Annotated in this window: 11 protein-coding genes and 2 pseudogenes; all 13 read left to right on the top strand. The window is 45.4% G+C overall.

Annotated features, from left to right (window positions below):
* Nucleotides 1-85: 85 nt before the first annotated feature.
* The 13 genes and pseudogenes from GFC30_RS10590 to GFC30_RS10530 all read left to right on the top strand — a co-directional run bounded on the left by GFC30_RS10590 (nucleotide 86) and on the right by GFC30_RS10530 (nucleotide 15,581).
* Complete coding sequence (locus GFC30_RS10590; protein ID WP_066325278.1) at nucleotides 86-1,525, top strand: aldehyde dehydrogenase family protein; 1,440 nt, start codon at nucleotides 86-88, stop codon at nucleotides 1,523-1,525.
* Nucleotides 1,526-1,636: 111 nt separating this feature from the next.
* Entirely contained in the window at nucleotides 1,637-2,401 is a 765-nt protein-coding gene (locus GFC30_RS10585) for an enoyl-CoA hydratase (RefSeq protein WP_066325274.1), read from the top strand.
* Nucleotides 2,402-2,939: 538 nt separating this feature from the next.
* Nucleotides 2,940-3,620, top strand: a pseudogene (locus GFC30_RS10580) (LacI family DNA-binding transcriptional regulator); the annotation flags it as partial.
* A gap of 108 nt (nucleotides 3,621-3,728) precedes the next feature.
* Nucleotides 3,729-5,186, top strand: coding sequence for an IS66 family transposase (gene tnpC / locus GFC30_RS10575; protein ID WP_066324512.1), 1,458 nt, complete (start codon nucleotides 3,729-3,731; stop codon nucleotides 5,184-5,186).
* Between the two features lie 82 nt (nucleotides 5,187-5,268).
* Nucleotides 5,269-5,586 (top strand): annotated as a pseudogene (locus GFC30_RS10570) (substrate-binding domain-containing protein); the annotation flags it as partial.
* Between the two features lie 8 nt (nucleotides 5,587-5,594).
* The gene (gene gntK, locus GFC30_RS10565) at nucleotides 5,595-7,160 is read left to right on the top strand and encodes a gluconokinase (protein WP_066325265.1); all 1,566 of its coding nucleotides are present in this window, start codon (nucleotides 5,595-5,597) and stop codon (nucleotides 7,158-7,160) included.
* A 155-nt stretch (nucleotides 7,161-7,315) separates the two neighbouring features.
* A complete protein-coding gene (locus GFC30_RS10560; RefSeq protein ID WP_066325262.1) occupies nucleotides 7,316-8,665 on the top strand; it encodes a GntP family permease in 1,350 nt (449 codons plus the stop codon).
* A 514-nt stretch (nucleotides 8,666-9,179) separates the two neighbouring features.
* Nucleotides 9,180-10,181, top strand: a complete 1,002-nt coding sequence (locus tag GFC30_RS10555) for a Gfo/Idh/MocA family protein (protein ID WP_066325253.1) — start codon at nucleotides 9,180-9,182, stop codon at nucleotides 10,179-10,181.
* Nucleotides 10,182-10,210: 29 nt separating this feature from the next.
* On the top strand, nucleotides 10,211-11,263 hold the full coding sequence (locus GFC30_RS10550; RefSeq protein WP_066325248.1) for an aldose epimerase family protein: 1,053 nt from the start codon (nucleotides 10,211-10,213) through the stop codon (nucleotides 11,261-11,263).
* A 97-nt stretch (nucleotides 11,264-11,360) separates the two neighbouring features.
* Nucleotides 11,361-11,738 (top strand): hypothetical protein, encoded by a 378-nt coding sequence (locus tag GFC30_RS10545; RefSeq protein WP_066325239.1) that lies wholly within the window; start codon nucleotides 11,361-11,363, stop codon nucleotides 11,736-11,738.
* A gap of 289 nt (nucleotides 11,739-12,027) precedes the next feature.
* The gene (locus GFC30_RS10540) at nucleotides 12,028-12,990 is read left to right on the top strand and encodes an MFS transporter (RefSeq protein ID WP_066325236.1); all 963 of its coding nucleotides are present in this window, start codon (nucleotides 12,028-12,030) and stop codon (nucleotides 12,988-12,990) included.
* Between the two features lie 106 nt (nucleotides 12,991-13,096).
* On the top strand, nucleotides 13,097-14,884 hold the full coding sequence (locus GFC30_RS10535) for a sensor histidine kinase (RefSeq protein ID WP_238583571.1): 1,788 nt from the start codon (nucleotides 13,097-13,099) through the stop codon (nucleotides 14,882-14,884).
* A complete protein-coding gene (locus GFC30_RS10530; RefSeq protein WP_066325225.1) occupies nucleotides 14,850-15,581 on the top strand; it encodes a LytR/AlgR family response regulator transcription factor in 732 nt (243 codons plus the stop codon). The genes GFC30_RS10535 and GFC30_RS10530 overlap by 35 nt, the downstream gene beginning before the upstream one ends.
* Nucleotides 15,582-15,589 lie beyond the last annotated feature (8 nt).

Here is a 15,589-nt window from a genome sequence, read left to right as displayed (position 1 = left end):
TCATCAATACGTAGGATGGAAGGATTTTTTCAGAAAAAACAGAATAAAGTTTAGGAATAATGCTTATGAAAGGAAGGGAAACGGGATGCATACAACAACAGAAAAAAAGAAACTTTACATTAACGGCGAATGGGTAGAGGCAGAGGCGTACAGCGAGCTTTTGTCGCCATACTCCGGCGAAGCGTTGGCAGAAATTCCGTTAGCAACAGCACAAGACGTAAAGCGAGCGATTTCGGCTGCGTATGAAGCACGTCGAACGATGGCAAAAATGCCAGCACACGAACGGGCGGCGACTTTAGAGAAAGTCGTGGCTTTATTGCAACAACGCGCGGACGAAGCGGCGAAGCTCGTTGCGCTAGAAGCAGCAAAGCCGATCACGACCGCCAAAGCGGAAGTGGCGCGCACGATTCAAACGTATAAATTCGCTGCCGAGGAAGCGAAGCGGATTCATGGAGAAACGCTCCCGCTCGATGCCGCGCCAGGGGGAGAAAATCGCGTCGCCTTTACAGTAAGAGAGCCGATTGGGGTAATCGGGGCGATTACGCCGTTTAACTTTCCGCTAAATTTAGTGGCGCATAAGCTAGGACCTGCGATTGCTTCCGGAAATACGGTCGTGTTGAAGCCAGCGAGCCAAACACCGCTTTCTGCGTACTTTATTGCTGAATTGTTTGAACAGGCAGGATTGCCAAAAGGAGCGCTCAATGTCGTGACCGGAAGCGGAAAAACGGTCGGTGACCAAATTGTTACCGATCCACGCATTAGTATGGTGACCTTTACCGGCAGTCCGGAAGTAGGGATTGGCATTCGCAACAAAGCTGGATTAAAACGCGTCACGCTAGAGCTAGGTTCGAACTCAGCCGTCATTATCGATGAACAAGTGGATGTCGAGCGAATCATTCCGCGGTGCGTCGTCGGTGCTTTCTCGTTCCAAGGGCAAGTATGTATTTCATTGCAACGCATTTACGTGCATGAAAAACGGTATGAAGAGTTTGTCGAAAAGTTTGTTGAGGCGGTAAAACAGCTAAAAGTAGGTGACCCGCTCGATCCAAGCACAGACGTTTCTGCACTTATTTCCGAAAAAGATGTGGAGCGTTCGCTGCAGTGGATTGAAGAAGCGAAGCAAGGTGGGGCTACTGTTGCGATTGGTGGGGAGAGACAGGGGAATATTTTGTTACCGACGGTCATTTTAGACGCAGCACCAACGATGAAAGTATCGTGCCAAGAAGTGTTTGCGCCGATTGTGCTTATTAATAAAGTTTCCTCCATCGATGAAGCGATTAAGCTTGTCAACGATTCGCGCTATGGGCTGCAAGCAGGCATATATACAGACAATGTCCATACGGCATGGGAAGCGGCGGAGAAATTGCATGTCGGCGGGGTGCTTATTAACGACATTCCGACGTTCCGCGTTGATCATATGCCATATGGTGGCGTGAAAGAAAGCGGATTTGGCCGTGAAGGAATTCGCTACGCGATTGAAGAAATGACGGAGCTAAAGCTTATCATTTTCAACCGGAATCGCTAACAACTTCATCCGTGCCATTTTAAGTGGTGCGGATTTTTTTATATTAAAAAAGGATTTTTGAAAATAGTGAGGAATAAAGTAAAAGAAAATCGGTGAAACAGGGGGAGAACAATGGAAACAGTAGTGCTTTCTTTTTCAGGAAATTTGGCGGTATTGGAGTTGAACCGTCCGGACTCGTTAAATGCGATGGACGTGCAAATGTTGAATGAGTTAGTCGAAGCGCTTCGTGAAGTAGAGCAAAGCGATGCGCAGCTTCTTGTCATTCGTGGGAGAGGAAGAGGGTTTTCTGCCGGCGGCGATATTAAAACGATGCTTAGCGTAGATGACCCAGAAAAATTTCATGAAGTCATGAATACGATTCAGCAGGTTATTGCGACATTGTACAGCATGCCGAAAGTTGTCATTGCCGCCATTCATGGACCAGCAGCAGGATTAGGGTTAAGTTTTGCATTGGCAAGCGACTATGTCATTGCGACAAAACAGGCGCGCTTAGCGATGAATTTTATTGGCATCGGGCTTGTCCCAGATGGCGGAGGGCATTTCTTTTTAGCGCAACGGGTCGGCGAAACGAAAGCAAAGCACATCATTTGGGAAGGGAAACCGATGAACGCTGATGAAGCGTATGAACTTGGGCTCGTCGACTTCATTGTTGAGGATGAGAACGAAGTGGAGCAAAAAATTGCTGAGTGGCAAGCAAAGCCATTGCAAGCGATGATCGCTACGAAAATGCTATACGCCAAAACAACAAAAGACGAATTGCTCAACGTCCTCAAGCTAGAAACCGACGCCCAGCAAAAAATGCGGAAAACCAAAGACCACCGCGAAGGCGTCCAAGCATTTTTAGAAAAAAGAAAGCCGAACTTTATCGGAAAATAAGAGAACAGCTCTTGTCGTCTCGGACAAGAGCTGTTATAGTTAAAATTTTTTCGCTAGGTGGGGAGTTGTCTAGCTCCAAGCACCATCGGTGTGATGCGCTCCGCCCCCTTCTTTCGGCGGCGACACACTGAGTTCGCTTCTTGGAAATATCCCACGCAAGCCGAAGCTTTGCTTGAGATGAGCCTCCTCGGTGGAGCTTGTGCGCTCTTCTTGCGTTTAAATAAAAATTTTAACGGAATGGCTGACTCTCTATCACTCCCCAACTATTAGAGATCCTTATCTTATGAAAGAAATTTGATCGAGCAATAGCCGTGTGCCCTACGGTTCGAGGTTAAGTTAGGCAATCCGTAACTGTTCCATGTCGGTTTTATAAAAGTATTGAACTTTAACCCCTATTGAGATAAATTGTTTGGGCATAGTGAAAAACTTAAATAAAAATATTGCACATCTTTTCCATCTCATTTATAATTAACACTAAACCGGTTTATGAAAACGCTTTCTAAACTAAATCGATTTAGTAAAAGAAAGAGGGATCCCATTGAAAAAAGTGACGATGGCCGATGTCGCGAAATTGGCCAACGTTTCCAAAAGCACTGTTTCGCAATACTTGAACAAACGCTATGAATATATGAGCGAGGAAACAAGAAAACGCATCGCTCAAGCGATTGAGGAACTTGGTTATCACCCGAATGTAATCGCCCGCAGTTTAAAGCAAAAAACAACGGCCACCATCGGTGTAATTGTATTTAATATGCTTCATATGTTGACGACGCAAGTGTTGCACGCCATTGAAGAGGAATGTCAGAAGCGCGGGTTTCATGTCATCATCTGCAACTCAGACGACGACGCGGAAAAGGAGAAGAAGTATATTGATATGCTTCTCGCCAAACAAGTTGATGGACTCATTGTCTTTCCGACAGGAAAAAACGAAGATGTGTACCGTCATCTTGTAGCAGAACGCTTTCCACTTGTCTTTGTCGACCGAATGGTGCCAGGGATAGAGGTGGATAGCGTATTGTTAGACAATTTTAGAGCGGCAGAAATGGCTGTTGATTATTTAGCTTCGCATGGCTATAATCACATCGCTATCGTTACTCCGCCACTCGTGGCCTATAACGTACCGCGGATGGAACGATTTGAGGGGTTTCGTGCAGCAATGGAGAAAAGAGGGTTTGATGTCGGTGAAAACAACATCATTGCTGTTAATTCCGCTGTGCTATCCGAAGGTAACTATTCAGCCGTTACATAGAAAAAGTTTACGAGATCGGGTTTATTTCTGCTCCCCTTGTCTATACTAGTACCATCCAAGACAAGGGAGGTGAACACGATGGCAAACGTTGTTTTTGATTTTCAACAAGCGGTCTTTACACTCGAAAGCATGGTCGCAAAAATCGAGCGCCAAGCGCAAACCATCGAAAAACTCATCAAAGAAAACGAGCAGCTAAGACAAGAAAACCAACAATTAAAAGCACGTATTGCAGAATTAGAAGCCCGTACGAAAAAAAACAGTACGAACAGCCACTTACCGCCGTCCTCTGACCGGTTTGTGGCGAAATCCCCTTCTCGCCAACCGTCGGAGAAACAGCCGGGAGGGCAACTAGGGCATCGAGGAACGACGCTCCGCCAAGTACCGAATCCTGACCATCGAGTCCTTCACCGCGTGACCAAATGCAAAGGATGTGGTCACTCTTTAGAACATGTTGCTCCGCTTCAAGTAGACATTCGCCAAGTGTTCGACCTCCCAGTGGTTCGAATGGAAGTGACTCAACACGAACGGGAAGTGAAGGGGTGTCCGAAATGTCATCTCGTCCAGCAGGCAGAGTTCCCTTTTTATGTCACGAATCATGTCCAGTACGGACCAGCCATCACTTCCCTTGTTTTATACTGGAATCATGCGCAGTTGATCCCGTGCGAGCGTGTCACGGAGATGGTCAAAGCGTTAGTGGGCCATTCAATCAGTGCAGGCACAGTCGTGAACATGACGAGACGGTGGCTCCCTGTGTTAGAAGCAGCGCTCAAAGAGATCGAAACGGCGTTGCTAACCTCCAGCACGTTGCACGTCGATGAAACGAGCCTGCGTGTGAACAGAAAGAACCAATGGGTGCATGTGGCTTCCACTGCCAAGGTCACACGATACGGGCTTCATCGTTCCCGTGGAAAGCAAGCGACGGACGACATCGGGATCTTGCCACGGTACAAAGGAACGATGGTACACGATGCGTATTCGGTGTACCCGATGTACACAGAGGCGAGCCATGCGCTTTGCCACGCCCATCATCTCCGGGAGCTTCGGGCATATACGGAACTTTACGGCCATTCATGGTCGAAAGAGATGACCGAAGCACTGTTGGAGATGAAACAGGCGGTGGAGAAAGCGGGCGGAGCTCTACCGGAAGAGGAAGTCCGGTATTGGGAAGCAGTGTACGACCAGCTTCTAGCGAATGGTCGACAAGAACTCGATGAACGTTGCCGACAAGGCAACCATGAAGGCGTCCGCAACGCGCAAAATTTCATCCAGCGCCTGGAAAAGCGCAAGCAAGAAGCGCTTCTCTTCCTGCGAAAGAAAGAAGTGCCGTTTGACAACAACCAAGCCGAGCGTGATTTGCGGATGGTGAAAGTCAAACAAAAAATTTCCGGAACGTTTCGTCAGGAAGACGATGCCGAGGCTTTCTGCACCATTCGCAGCGTCATTTCTACCCTGCAAAAACACGGAAAGCCGGTTTGGGAATCGTTGCAAAGACTTCTAAGTGGGGAGTCTCTCCAAACGATTCTCCATTCCTCCTAGGGCATTTTCGATACTGGAAATGCCCTATTGGTGCTGGATTCTGAAAATCTCACTAGTATTGGGCTGAATGGATACATCCGAAGAGCTAAAAAAACGGTTTACCCAACTTGAGCGGCCAAATGCCCTGTTTGCAATTAACGACTTGACTTTGATGGGCGTTTTGCGGTTTGTGAAAGAAAACGACATTCGAGTGCCCGAAGATCTAGCAATAATCAACATTGATGATGTGCCGTTTGCCGATATTTATACCCCAATGCTGACGACGATTGCCCAACCGACATTTGCCATGGGGAAAAAAGCAGCTGAGCAGGTATTTGCGCAAATTAGTCAGAAGCGGAAGGGTAAGCCACGTGTGTTTCGTTTCTCTCCGATACTGAAGGAACGGACATCGATTAGACAAAAGGATAGATGACGAAGGGAGGAGAAACGGTGACTATACAAGGGAAAGTCGTCATTGGAGTGGACATTGGAACGACAAGCACGAAAGCAGTCGTTTTTAGTGAACAAGGTCGGGTATTAGCCTCCCATGCTGTTGATTATCCGATTATTCACCCACATACGGGATGGGCAGAGCAAGATCCAGATGAGTTGTTCGCAGCGGTCATTCAAGCGGTGGGAGGAGTGACGGTTCGCTATGCCATCCGTCCTAAACAAGTGAAAGCATTAGGATTCAGTGCAGCCATGCACTCGGTTATGGCGATCGATCAAGAGGGGAAGCCGCTTACCAACTTGATTATCTGGGCCGACAATCGAAGTGTTGCCCAGGCAGAGAGGTTGCTTAAAGAACAAAATGGGATTGACATTTACCGGCGAACGGGAACGCCAATTCACCCGATGTCACCGCTAGCAAAACTGATGTGGCTGAAAGAAGAGCGGCCAGACGTATTTCGAAATGCCAGACGGTTTGTCTCGGTAAAAGATTATGTGCTTTATCGCCTGTATGGAGAATACGTCACCGATCATTCGCTCGCCTCGGCTACCGGTTTGTTTCGTCTTAGTACACTCGATTGGGATGAGGATGTATTATCTTTCCTTGGAATTGGTTGCGAACACCTACCACGTCTAGTTCCAGCGACGCATATTTTGCAAGGGATGGAGAAAGATTGGGCGGAAAAAATGGGGGTAGCTCCTGATGTGCCGGTCATTATTGGAGCGAGCGATGGCGTGCTTGCTAACATTGGTGTTGGGGCAGTGCTTCCGGGCGAGGCAGCTATTACGATCGGAACAAGTGGGGCAGTGCGAACGATTGCAACGAACCCAACGACTGACGAGAAAGGTAGAACGTTCTGTTATGCATTGACTCCGGGGTATTGGATCGTCGGTGGACCAACGAACAACGGCGGTATTTTGCTTCGCTGGCTGCGTGATGAGTTTGGTGCTCAAGAGCGAGAAGTGGCGAAAAAACTCGGCATGGATCCGTACGATTTGTTGACGAAATATGCCGAACATGTTCCTCCGGGAGCGGAAGGACTTGTGTTTTTACCATTTTTATCGGGAGAACGAGCACCATATTGGAATGCAAATGCCCGCGGGACGTTTTTCGGTCTTAGTCTTCATCATAAACGTGAACATTTTATTCGCGCTGTCATGGAAGGTGTCTGCTTTAGTATTTTATCAGTAGCACTTGCTATTCGTGATGTAACCGGACCGATGGAGGAAATCCGTGTTTCGGGTGGGTTTGCCAAATCGCCGTTTTGGCGACAAATACTTTCTGATATGCTCGGAAAACCGCTCATTGTGCCGCAAACGCATGAAGCTTCGGCATTAGGAGCGGCTGCTGTGGCACTCTATGCGCTAGGTGAGTTACCGTCGCTTGGGATGGTAAAAAACTGGATTGAAACGACAGCTCGGCATGAACCAAATGAAGACCATACACTCGTTTATGCTGAATTATTTGATTTGTACGTGCGGTTGTATGAACGGTTAAAAGAGGAGTTTGATATGATCGCGGCGTTTCAGCGTCGGAATCGATAAAAAGGCGCATCAACTAAATCGGTTTAGTATCCTAGCGAACGGTTAATAAACCGATTTAGAAAACAATATCGTTTCATAGTTAAAAAACTGAAAGCGTTTGCGATGGGGAAAATTTAATTGAGTCATTGTGTATAAAAACAAAGGGGGAACAAGGAATGGGGATTGCCATTGTTATTGTTGCGATTATTGCATTGTTGCTATTGATTACTATAGCGAAAATGCATCCATTTGTCGCACTCATTTTAATCTCTGTTGGTGTCGGGTTAGCGATGGGGATGCCGCTTATTGCTCCATCACCGGAAACGCCGGGCATTATAGATTCCATTAAAGCTGGATTAGGCAATACACTCGGCTTTTTGGCGATCGTGTTGGCACTTGGAACGATGCTCGGAAAAATGATGGCTGAATCCGGTGGTGCTGAACGAATTGCTAAAACGTTAATTGCTCGCTTTGGTCAAAAGCGTGTTCATTGGGCAATGATGGTCGTTGCTTTTTTGGTTGGGATTCCGGTGTTTTTCCAAGTAGGGTTTGTGTTGCTTATTCCTCTCGTCTTTACGATTGCGATCGAAACGGGTATTTCACTCATCACAATCGGGATACCACTTGTTGCTGGCTTATCGGTCGTGCATGGTCTTGTTCCGCCACATCCGGCAGCGATGGCAGCGGTGGGCATCTTTAAAGCGGACGTTGGAAAGACGATTCTTTATTCCATTATCGTTGGTCTGCCAACAGCGATTATTGCTGGACCGCTGTATGGAAAATGGATTGGTGCGCGTATGTACAAAAAGGTACCGGCGGAAATTGCTGAGCAGCTCGTACAGCATAAAGAAACACGAGAACTTCCAGCGTTCGGAAATACGCTATTTACGATTTTGCTTCCCGTCATTTTAATGCTTATCGCCTCGATTGCCAACGTTACGCTTGATCAGACATTAGAAGCAGCGAAAGTATTACGCTTTATCGGTGACCCAATCGTTGCATTGCTTATTGCTACAATTTATTCGTTCTTTAGTTTAGGATATGCTCGTGGCTTTAACCGTGACAACGTGCTGAAATTTGCAAACGACTGCCTTGGTCCCGTTGCTAATATTTTACTCGTTATCGGGGCGGGTGGTGCGTTCAATAAAGTGCTCCTTGACTCCGGCATCGGTCAACAAATTGCTGAAGCAGCGAAACATTCACATCTATCTCCGCTTTTATTAGGATGGGGTATTGCTGCTCTCATTCGCGTCGCGACTGGTTCAGCTACTGTTTCGATGATGACTGCCGCCGGCATCGTTGCGCCAATCGCTGCTACTATGTCAGGTACAAATATGGAACTGCTCGTGTTGGCGACCGGCGCTGGTTCGTTAATTTTGTCGCACGTCAACGATTCCGGGTTCTGGATGATCAAAGAATATTTTGGCATGACAGTCAAAGAAACGCTTATGACTTGGACGGTGATGGAAACGATTATCTCAGTGGTAGCCTTTATTTTCATTCTATTGTTAAATGTCATTCTCTAACAAATCTCACCCGCCCTGCATCACTTAAGGGCGGGATTCTCGTTTTAATTAGTTTCGTAGCAATGACTCCTCTCGAATCCGAACGCTGCCCATGGTTACAAAAGCAACGGTTGAATGAGGTTAGCTTGCTTTTCCAACAACGTTAGAAAAAAACAATCATTAAAAATTAGTTCGTTTTTTGGACAAACTAACTAAAAATTGCTATAATCATTGTGAAGAAAGTGTTTGAAAATTCAAAAAGGGTAGGGGCTGGTCTGATGGTAGTGGATCAGCCTCTGTTCATTCATGCAAGGGAGTCAACAACCCAACGACTCAAGTCGTGGGCTTGAATGCCCCGTGTTGACCAGACCAAGGTTGGAAACAGAACGCGCGTTTAGATGTCATGACACATATTCGTCTCATTCAACGATTGGATGGATACACGTATCGAAAGGAGGGAATAAAACTTGCGTAAAGCGTAATTTCTCTCTAGTCTTTAGACAGGGGTTTCCTTGTGCAAGTTTCGTGAAATGAGATGGGGACAAAGGTTCGCTGGGGAATTTTAAGTACGGCTGCTATTGCTAGGAAAACGCTGATTCCTGCGATTCAGCGGGCAGAAAATGCGGAAGTCGTAGCAATCGCAAGCGGTAGCGGGAAGGCGCATGAAGCGGCGCAGCAGTTCGGAATACCGACAGCTTATAACAATTATGAAGACTTGCTTGCCGCCCCTAACATTGACGCTGTATATATTCCGCTTCCAAATTATATGCATATGGAATGGACGATGAAAGCAGCGGAACATAAAAAACATGTTCTTTGTGAAAAACCAGCTGCTTTATGTGAAGATGATGCACGAAAAATGGTAGAGGTTTGCCGAGAAAATGGTGTCGTTTGGATGGAAGCGTTTATGTATCAATTCCACCCGCAGCATCAACGGGTAAAAGAAATTCTTGCTTCCGGAGAAATAGGAACAGTGAAAAGCATGCGGGCAAGCTTTTCCTTTTATCTTGCCGAGCGGGAAAATAACATTCGAATGGGGGCGAAGTTTGGCGGAGGAAGTTTATTGGATGTAGGCTGCTATTGTGTTCATTCCATTCGCTATTTACTAGAAACGGAGCCAGTTGCCTTATCCGTTCATTCTACGTACGATGAACCTTACGGCGTAGATATGGTGACAAACGGATGGATGAAAATGAACAATGGCGTGCATGTTTTATTTGATTGCAGCTTCGATATGTTTGCGCGCAATGAGTATGAAATCATTGGAACAAAAGGAAAGTTGAGCGTTCCGCGGGCGTACCGTCCTGACGTGCAACAAGGTAACGGCTTAATCATCATCCAAACAGACGACGGAAAAACACGGGAAGAAGTAGTTAACGGCGACCAGTACCGTCTACAGGTGGAGCATGTTTCGCAATGTATCCTCGCTGGAACAACGCCAAGTTATTCGGACGATGCGATCATCCAGCAAGCGAAAGCGTTAGATGCGTGCCGCATGTCAGCGGAAACAGGAAAAGTGGTCGAGTTAACCGTTTAAGCAACGCGCGAAGAAAGGTAGGAAGAGGGATGAGAATTGTACAGGAACAATGGACAGAAGTAGATGGCCGTCCGATTATCGCCTATACCTTTACGAACGATAACGGAATGGAAGTGACGTGTTTAAATTATGGCTGCATCATTACAAAAATATTGGCTCCTGACAAATACGGAAACTATGAAAATGTTGTCTTAGCGTTCAATGAGTTTTCTCCGTATCTTACAAACAGCCCGTATTTCGGAGCGGTGATCGGGCGGGTGGCTGGAAGAATCAGGGAAGCCTCTTTTGAATTAAACGGAAAAACATATCAGTTACATAAAAATGAAAACAGTAATCATTTACATGGCGGACAAAAAGGATTTCACCATGTTGTTTGGAAAGCAGTTGAATTTTCTACAAAAGAAGCGGTAGGCGTGCAGTTTTCGTATACAAGCCCCGATGGGGAAGAAGGATATCCTGGGAATGTCGACGTTCAAGTTACATACACGTTAAATAATCAAAATGAGTTCATCATTTCTTACCATGCAACTTCTGACAAAGACACACCAATAACGTTAACCAATCATACGTATTTTAATTTAAGCGGCAATTTAAAAAGCGATATTTTACACCATCGCTTAAAAATCAAGAGTAATCAGTTTTTGGAGCTAGACCACCAGTTTATTCCGACCGGTGTACTGTTAAATGTCGAGAACACTCCTTTTGATTTGAGGGAAGGCAAATTGCTCAAAGAAGGCATTGAAGCAAATCATCCGCAAATTGCTTTAGTCGGGCAAGGATATGATCATCCGTTTTTGTTAGATAGCCGTCATGCTGAAGAAATCGTTTTGTTTGAACCCGAAAGCGGACGAACATTAATAATAGAAACCGATGAACCTGGGGTGGTGGTATATACAGGAAATCATTTTCCGAGTGGGATGAAGGTAAACGGGATGCCATCTCGAAAATATTTAGGGATTTGCTTAGAAACACAAGCATTACCAGATGCAGTACATCACCCTCATTTTCCTTCTTGCATTTTGCGTGCAGGAGAAGTGTACTCATCGATGACAAAATATACGTTTCGTGTGCATCAAGCATAGGAAACAAAAGAATAAAACATCCATTTTTCAAACACATCAACAAATTTTTTATTATTTGAAAATTCGCTACAATAATAAAAAGAAGGGAGAGAAAAGGGTGTATTGGGAGGAAGTGAAAAAAATACTGGCGGAAGAGTTATCTCTCCGTTCGTTTGAACGATGGGTTCACAGCACAACCGCAGTTATTGATCACGACTGGATTGTAGTGAAATGCGTCGACGAACAGCAGCGGAACGCTTTGCAAACGAAATACGGCTCGCTTATGATCGATGCCGTTCAGACAGTTTTTGGCTCGTCGATGACGGTTGTGTTAGCAATCGACGAAGAATACGAACGATTGGCGAAACGATATGCGCCGATGAGCTTACGAGAATATGTCCTAGCGCTTGAGCAGCGAATGCAACAATTAGAAGAGCGTGTCCAACGTTGCGAACAACTCATCGACCAGCTACAAGAACCGAATATCGTTCATTAACCAAAAGGCTCGTTCATTTCTAGATGGACGAGCCTTTTGCTTAGGGAATTAATGTTATAAAAAATAACATATAAATTATTTTTCACGATTTCTATGTATGTATATAAAAAAAAATGTAATAAATTATTACATTATAAGTGATAAAAAAACAACATAATAATAAGATAAAACTAACATAAGCATAGGGGGAGAGAGAATGGGGCAAAAAAGCAAAGAAATCGGGATGTTTACGTTACTCATTTTAGTATGCAAACTATGGTTTTAGCGGTAACTAAGATGTCACGGAGGGATGGAGAGATGGAAAAAAAGAAACTGGGGATGGAAGTTTGCGGATCATTTATCCGAGCTTTATGTCGTAGCGTTATTGCTTGGAGTGGCGGGAGCGAGTTTTGCTGCTGCATTGCCGCTTGCGAGCCGTTGGTATCCACCGCAATACCAAGGGCTTGCGATGGGGATTGCGGGTGCTGGCAACAGTGGAACGGTATTAACGACGTTGTTTGCCAACCGAATTGCCCAACATTACGGGGATTGGCACATTGTCTTTGGCTTGGCGCTTATTCCAGTCCTTGTGACATTTATTCTCTTTTCGATATTAGCGAAAGATAGTCTTAACCAACCCGCACCACAAAAATTTATCCACTATATGAACGTGTTAAAACAACGCGATGCATGGCTGTTTTGTATCTTTTACAGTGTCACATTTGGCGGTTTTGTCGGGATGTCCAGCTATTTAACGATCTTTTTCAACGCCCAGTACGGACTTGATCCAGTGAGAGCAGCGGATTTTACGACAATTTGTGTTATTGCAGGGAGTTTTTTTAGACCAGTTGGTGGTTGGTTAGCTGATAAGTTTGGAGGCATTCGCATGTTAATCATGCTATATAGCGTGGTAGCGATTATGATGGCGCTTCTTTCTTCGCTTCCGAGCTTAACGATCGCTACTTCGTTATTATTTGTCGCAATGATGAGTTTAGGAATGGGGAACGGTTCGGTGTTTCAGCTAGTGCCGCAACGGTTTCAAAAAGAGATTGGCGTCGTCACGGGAATTGTCGGAGCGGCAGGAGGGCTTGGCGGTTATTTTTTGCCAAAAATTTTAGGGAATATTAAATTAGCGACCGGATCGTTTACGTTCGGTTTCCTCATTTTAAGTGGAATTGCTATTTTGTGCATGTTACTGATTACGATCGTGCAACGACAATGGAGAAGAACATGGATTGGCGCTAGCGGAAAAGCGAGAGCAGAACATGTTTAAAAAATCCGCTCATTAGGATGGCCTTTTTTAGGTCATCCTTTTTGGTGAAAGAGTAAAAAAATAAGTGAGCCATTTGTCCGATCATGGTAAGATAAAAATAGAGGTGATGACAGTGTGGCAGCTTTGCCTTTCGATGGTCGAACGGCTTGGAATTATTGTCATGGTTGCATTTTTATTAACACGGTTGTCGTATTTTCGCCGCTTGATTTATCATCAACAAGTGGATTGGACACAGCGGTTCATTATTATGGTTATTTTCGGAATTTTCGGGATTGTTGGAACGTATACCGGTTTAACGGTGCACGTCGAAACGTTCGAAGTCGCGAAATGGACGTGGTCGTTGAAAGAAAATGAGGCGCTCGCCAACTCGCGCGTCATCGGGGTCGTTATCGCTGGTTTGCTTGGTGGATGGCAAGTGGGGCTTGGCGCAGGATTAATTGCTGGTGTGCATCGGCTTTTTCTCGGTGGGTTTACAGCGGTCGCTTGCGGTGTATCGACGATTATTGCTGGAGCGATTGCTGGGATGGTGCATCACCACAAAAAAAGAGCGTTCGCCCTGTCGCCGGAGGTGGCGCTTGTCGTTGGGATGGCAGCGGAAACGTTACAAATGCTCGTTATTTTGCTTGTCGCCAAACCGTTTGACCGAGCGTTATTACTCGTCGAGGAAATTGGTGTGCCGATGGTTATTGCTAATGGCTTAGGGAGTGCTATTTTTATACTAGTCATTCGCAACGTATTTCAAGAAGAAGAAAAAGCAGGTGCATTGCAGGCGGAAAAAGCGATGCGCTTAGCGGAAGCAACTATTCATCATTTACGGAACGGGTTAACGCCCCAATCGGCGAAAGCAATTTGTGAGCTTTTTATTCAAGAAGTTCCGTCGGTAGCAGTGTCGGTGACAGATCGCGCGCATATTTTGGCGCATGTCGGGGCAGGGAGTGACCATCATTTCGCCAATGAGCCGATTCAGACAGAAACGACGCGACGGGTAGTGGAGACAGGGGAAATGCTCATTGTGCACGATCGGGTCGCTTGCCACGATCCGCATTGTCCGTTGCATAAAGCCATTATTGCACCGTTAAAGCGAAAGGACGAAACGGTAGGAACACTTAAATTTTACTTTCAGTCAGAAGCGGATTTATCTTCGATTACGTTTGAATTTGTAAAAGGGCTATCGTCGCTTTTAAGCTTGCAGCTGGAAATTGCCGAAGCGGAAAAATATTATCAATTAATGAAAGAAGCGCAAATTAAAGCGCTCCATGCCCAAGTTCATCCGCATTTTCTGTTTAATGCACTCAACACGATCGTTTCTTGCATCCGAATTGATCCGAATCGAGCAAGGCAACTGCTCGTTTCCCTAGCGTATTATTTTAGGAAAAATTTAGCGGGTACGACTGAAATGCTATCGACGTTAGAAGAGGAAATTCGTCATGTCCAAGCATATTTAACAATCGAAGAAGCGCGGTTTCAAGATAAATTGCGTGTCCGGTATGATATTGAGGAGGGGTTTGACCGAGTAGTGCTTCCAACGATGACGCTGCAGCCATTGGTAGAAAATGCGGTAAAACATGGTTTAAAATATATGAAAAAAGGTAGCGAAATTGTCATCGTCGTGAAAGCTGATAGGGATATGGTGAAAATTTCGGTGTCCGATAACGGCAAAGGAATGACGGATGAAGAAGTAGCGCAGCTATTGCGAACGCCAGTCGCTTCTTCAAAAGGAGCGGGGATCGGTTTATATAATGTGTATGAGCGAATAAAGTCATTGCTTGGAGAAGAAGCGAAATTCGCCATTGTATCGGCAAAAGGAAAAGGAACGACTGTTCAATTAACCGTTCCACTGAAAGAAGGGAAGGAGGGGGATGTGGTTGCGTATGCGAGTTATCGTCGTCGATGATGAACCGTTAAGCCGCGACGAGTTGAAACATTTATTGAGCGAGTATGAGCAAGTGGAAATTGTAGGCGAAGCAGATTGCGGGGAAAGTGCGCTCGAAAAAATTGTTTCCTTGCAGCCGGATGTTGTGTTTTTGGATATCGAAATGGCGGAAATGTCAGGGTTTATCCTTGCGAAAATGTTAAAACAACTTAAGCAACCGCCGACGATTGTGTTTGCAACGGCATATCCGAATTACGCGGTCGAAGCGTTCCGTTATGAAGCGGTAGACTATTTATTAAAGCCATTTGATGACGTGCAAGTAGGGGAAACGGTCGCTCGCCTGTTGCGCAAATTGGAAAAAGAAAAACCTACTGCTTCACACGGACCACTTCGAAAGTTAGCGATTGAAGAAGAAGACGGCATCGTTTACGTTTCGCCGCACGATATTTTATATTGTTGCCGAGAAATAAAAGATACAATCGTTGTGACGAAACAGAAAACGTATTATACGAAAGCCCCGTTAAAAGAGCTAGAACAAAAACTAAAAGGGACTCTATTTTTTCGTCCGCATAAAAGCTATTTAGTAAATGTGGAAAAAGTAGAACAGCTTACCCCATGGTTTAATGGCGCATATCAGTTGACGTTAACAGGAACAGACGTGAAAATTCCAGTCAGTCGCAATTATGTGAAAGCGCTTCGACAGCGGTTAGAATTATAACGGGCATT

This window comes from Anoxybacillus amylolyticus, assembly GCF_001634285.1.
In the GTDB taxonomy this organism is placed as follows: domain Bacteria; phylum Bacillota; class Bacilli; order Bacillales; family Anoxybacillaceae; genus Anoxybacteroides; species Anoxybacteroides amylolyticum.
Note: the sequence above shows the minus strand (reverse complement) of the source record. Positions and strands in the feature narration are given on the sequence as shown.

Coding starts and splice junctions, on each gene's coding strand:
- GFC30_RS10590 (WP_066325278.1), top strand. CDS start 86: ATGCATACAACAACAGAAAAAAAGAAACTTTACATTAACGGCGAATGG.
- GFC30_RS10535 (WP_238583571.1), top strand. CDS start 13,097: ATGACAGTGTGGCAGCTTTGCCTTTCGATGGTCGAACGGCTTGGAATT.
- GFC30_RS10530 (WP_066325225.1), top strand. CDS start 14,850: ATGTGGTTGCGTATGCGAGTTATCGTCGTCGATGATGAACCGTTAAGC.
- GFC30_RS10540 (WP_066325236.1), top strand. CDS start 12,028: ATGGAGAGATGGAAAAAAAGAAACTGGGGATGGAAGTTTGCGGATCAT.
- GFC30_RS10550 (WP_066325248.1), top strand. CDS start 10,211: ATGAGAATTGTACAGGAACAATGGACAGAAGTAGATGGCCGTCCGATT.
- GFC30_RS10585 (WP_066325274.1), top strand. CDS start 1,637: ATGGAAACAGTAGTGCTTTCTTTTTCAGGAAATTTGGCGGTATTGGAG.
- gntK (WP_066325265.1), top strand. CDS start 5,595: ATGACGAAGGGAGGAGAAACGGTGACTATACAAGGGAAAGTCGTCATT.
- GFC30_RS10555 (WP_066325253.1), top strand. CDS start 9,180: ATGGGGACAAAGGTTCGCTGGGGAATTTTAAGTACGGCTGCTATTGCT.
- GFC30_RS10560 (WP_066325262.1), top strand. CDS start 7,316: ATGGGGATTGCCATTGTTATTGTTGCGATTATTGCATTGTTGCTATTG.
- tnpC (WP_066324512.1), top strand. CDS start 3,729: ATGGCAAACGTTGTTTTTGATTTTCAACAAGCGGTCTTTACACTCGAA.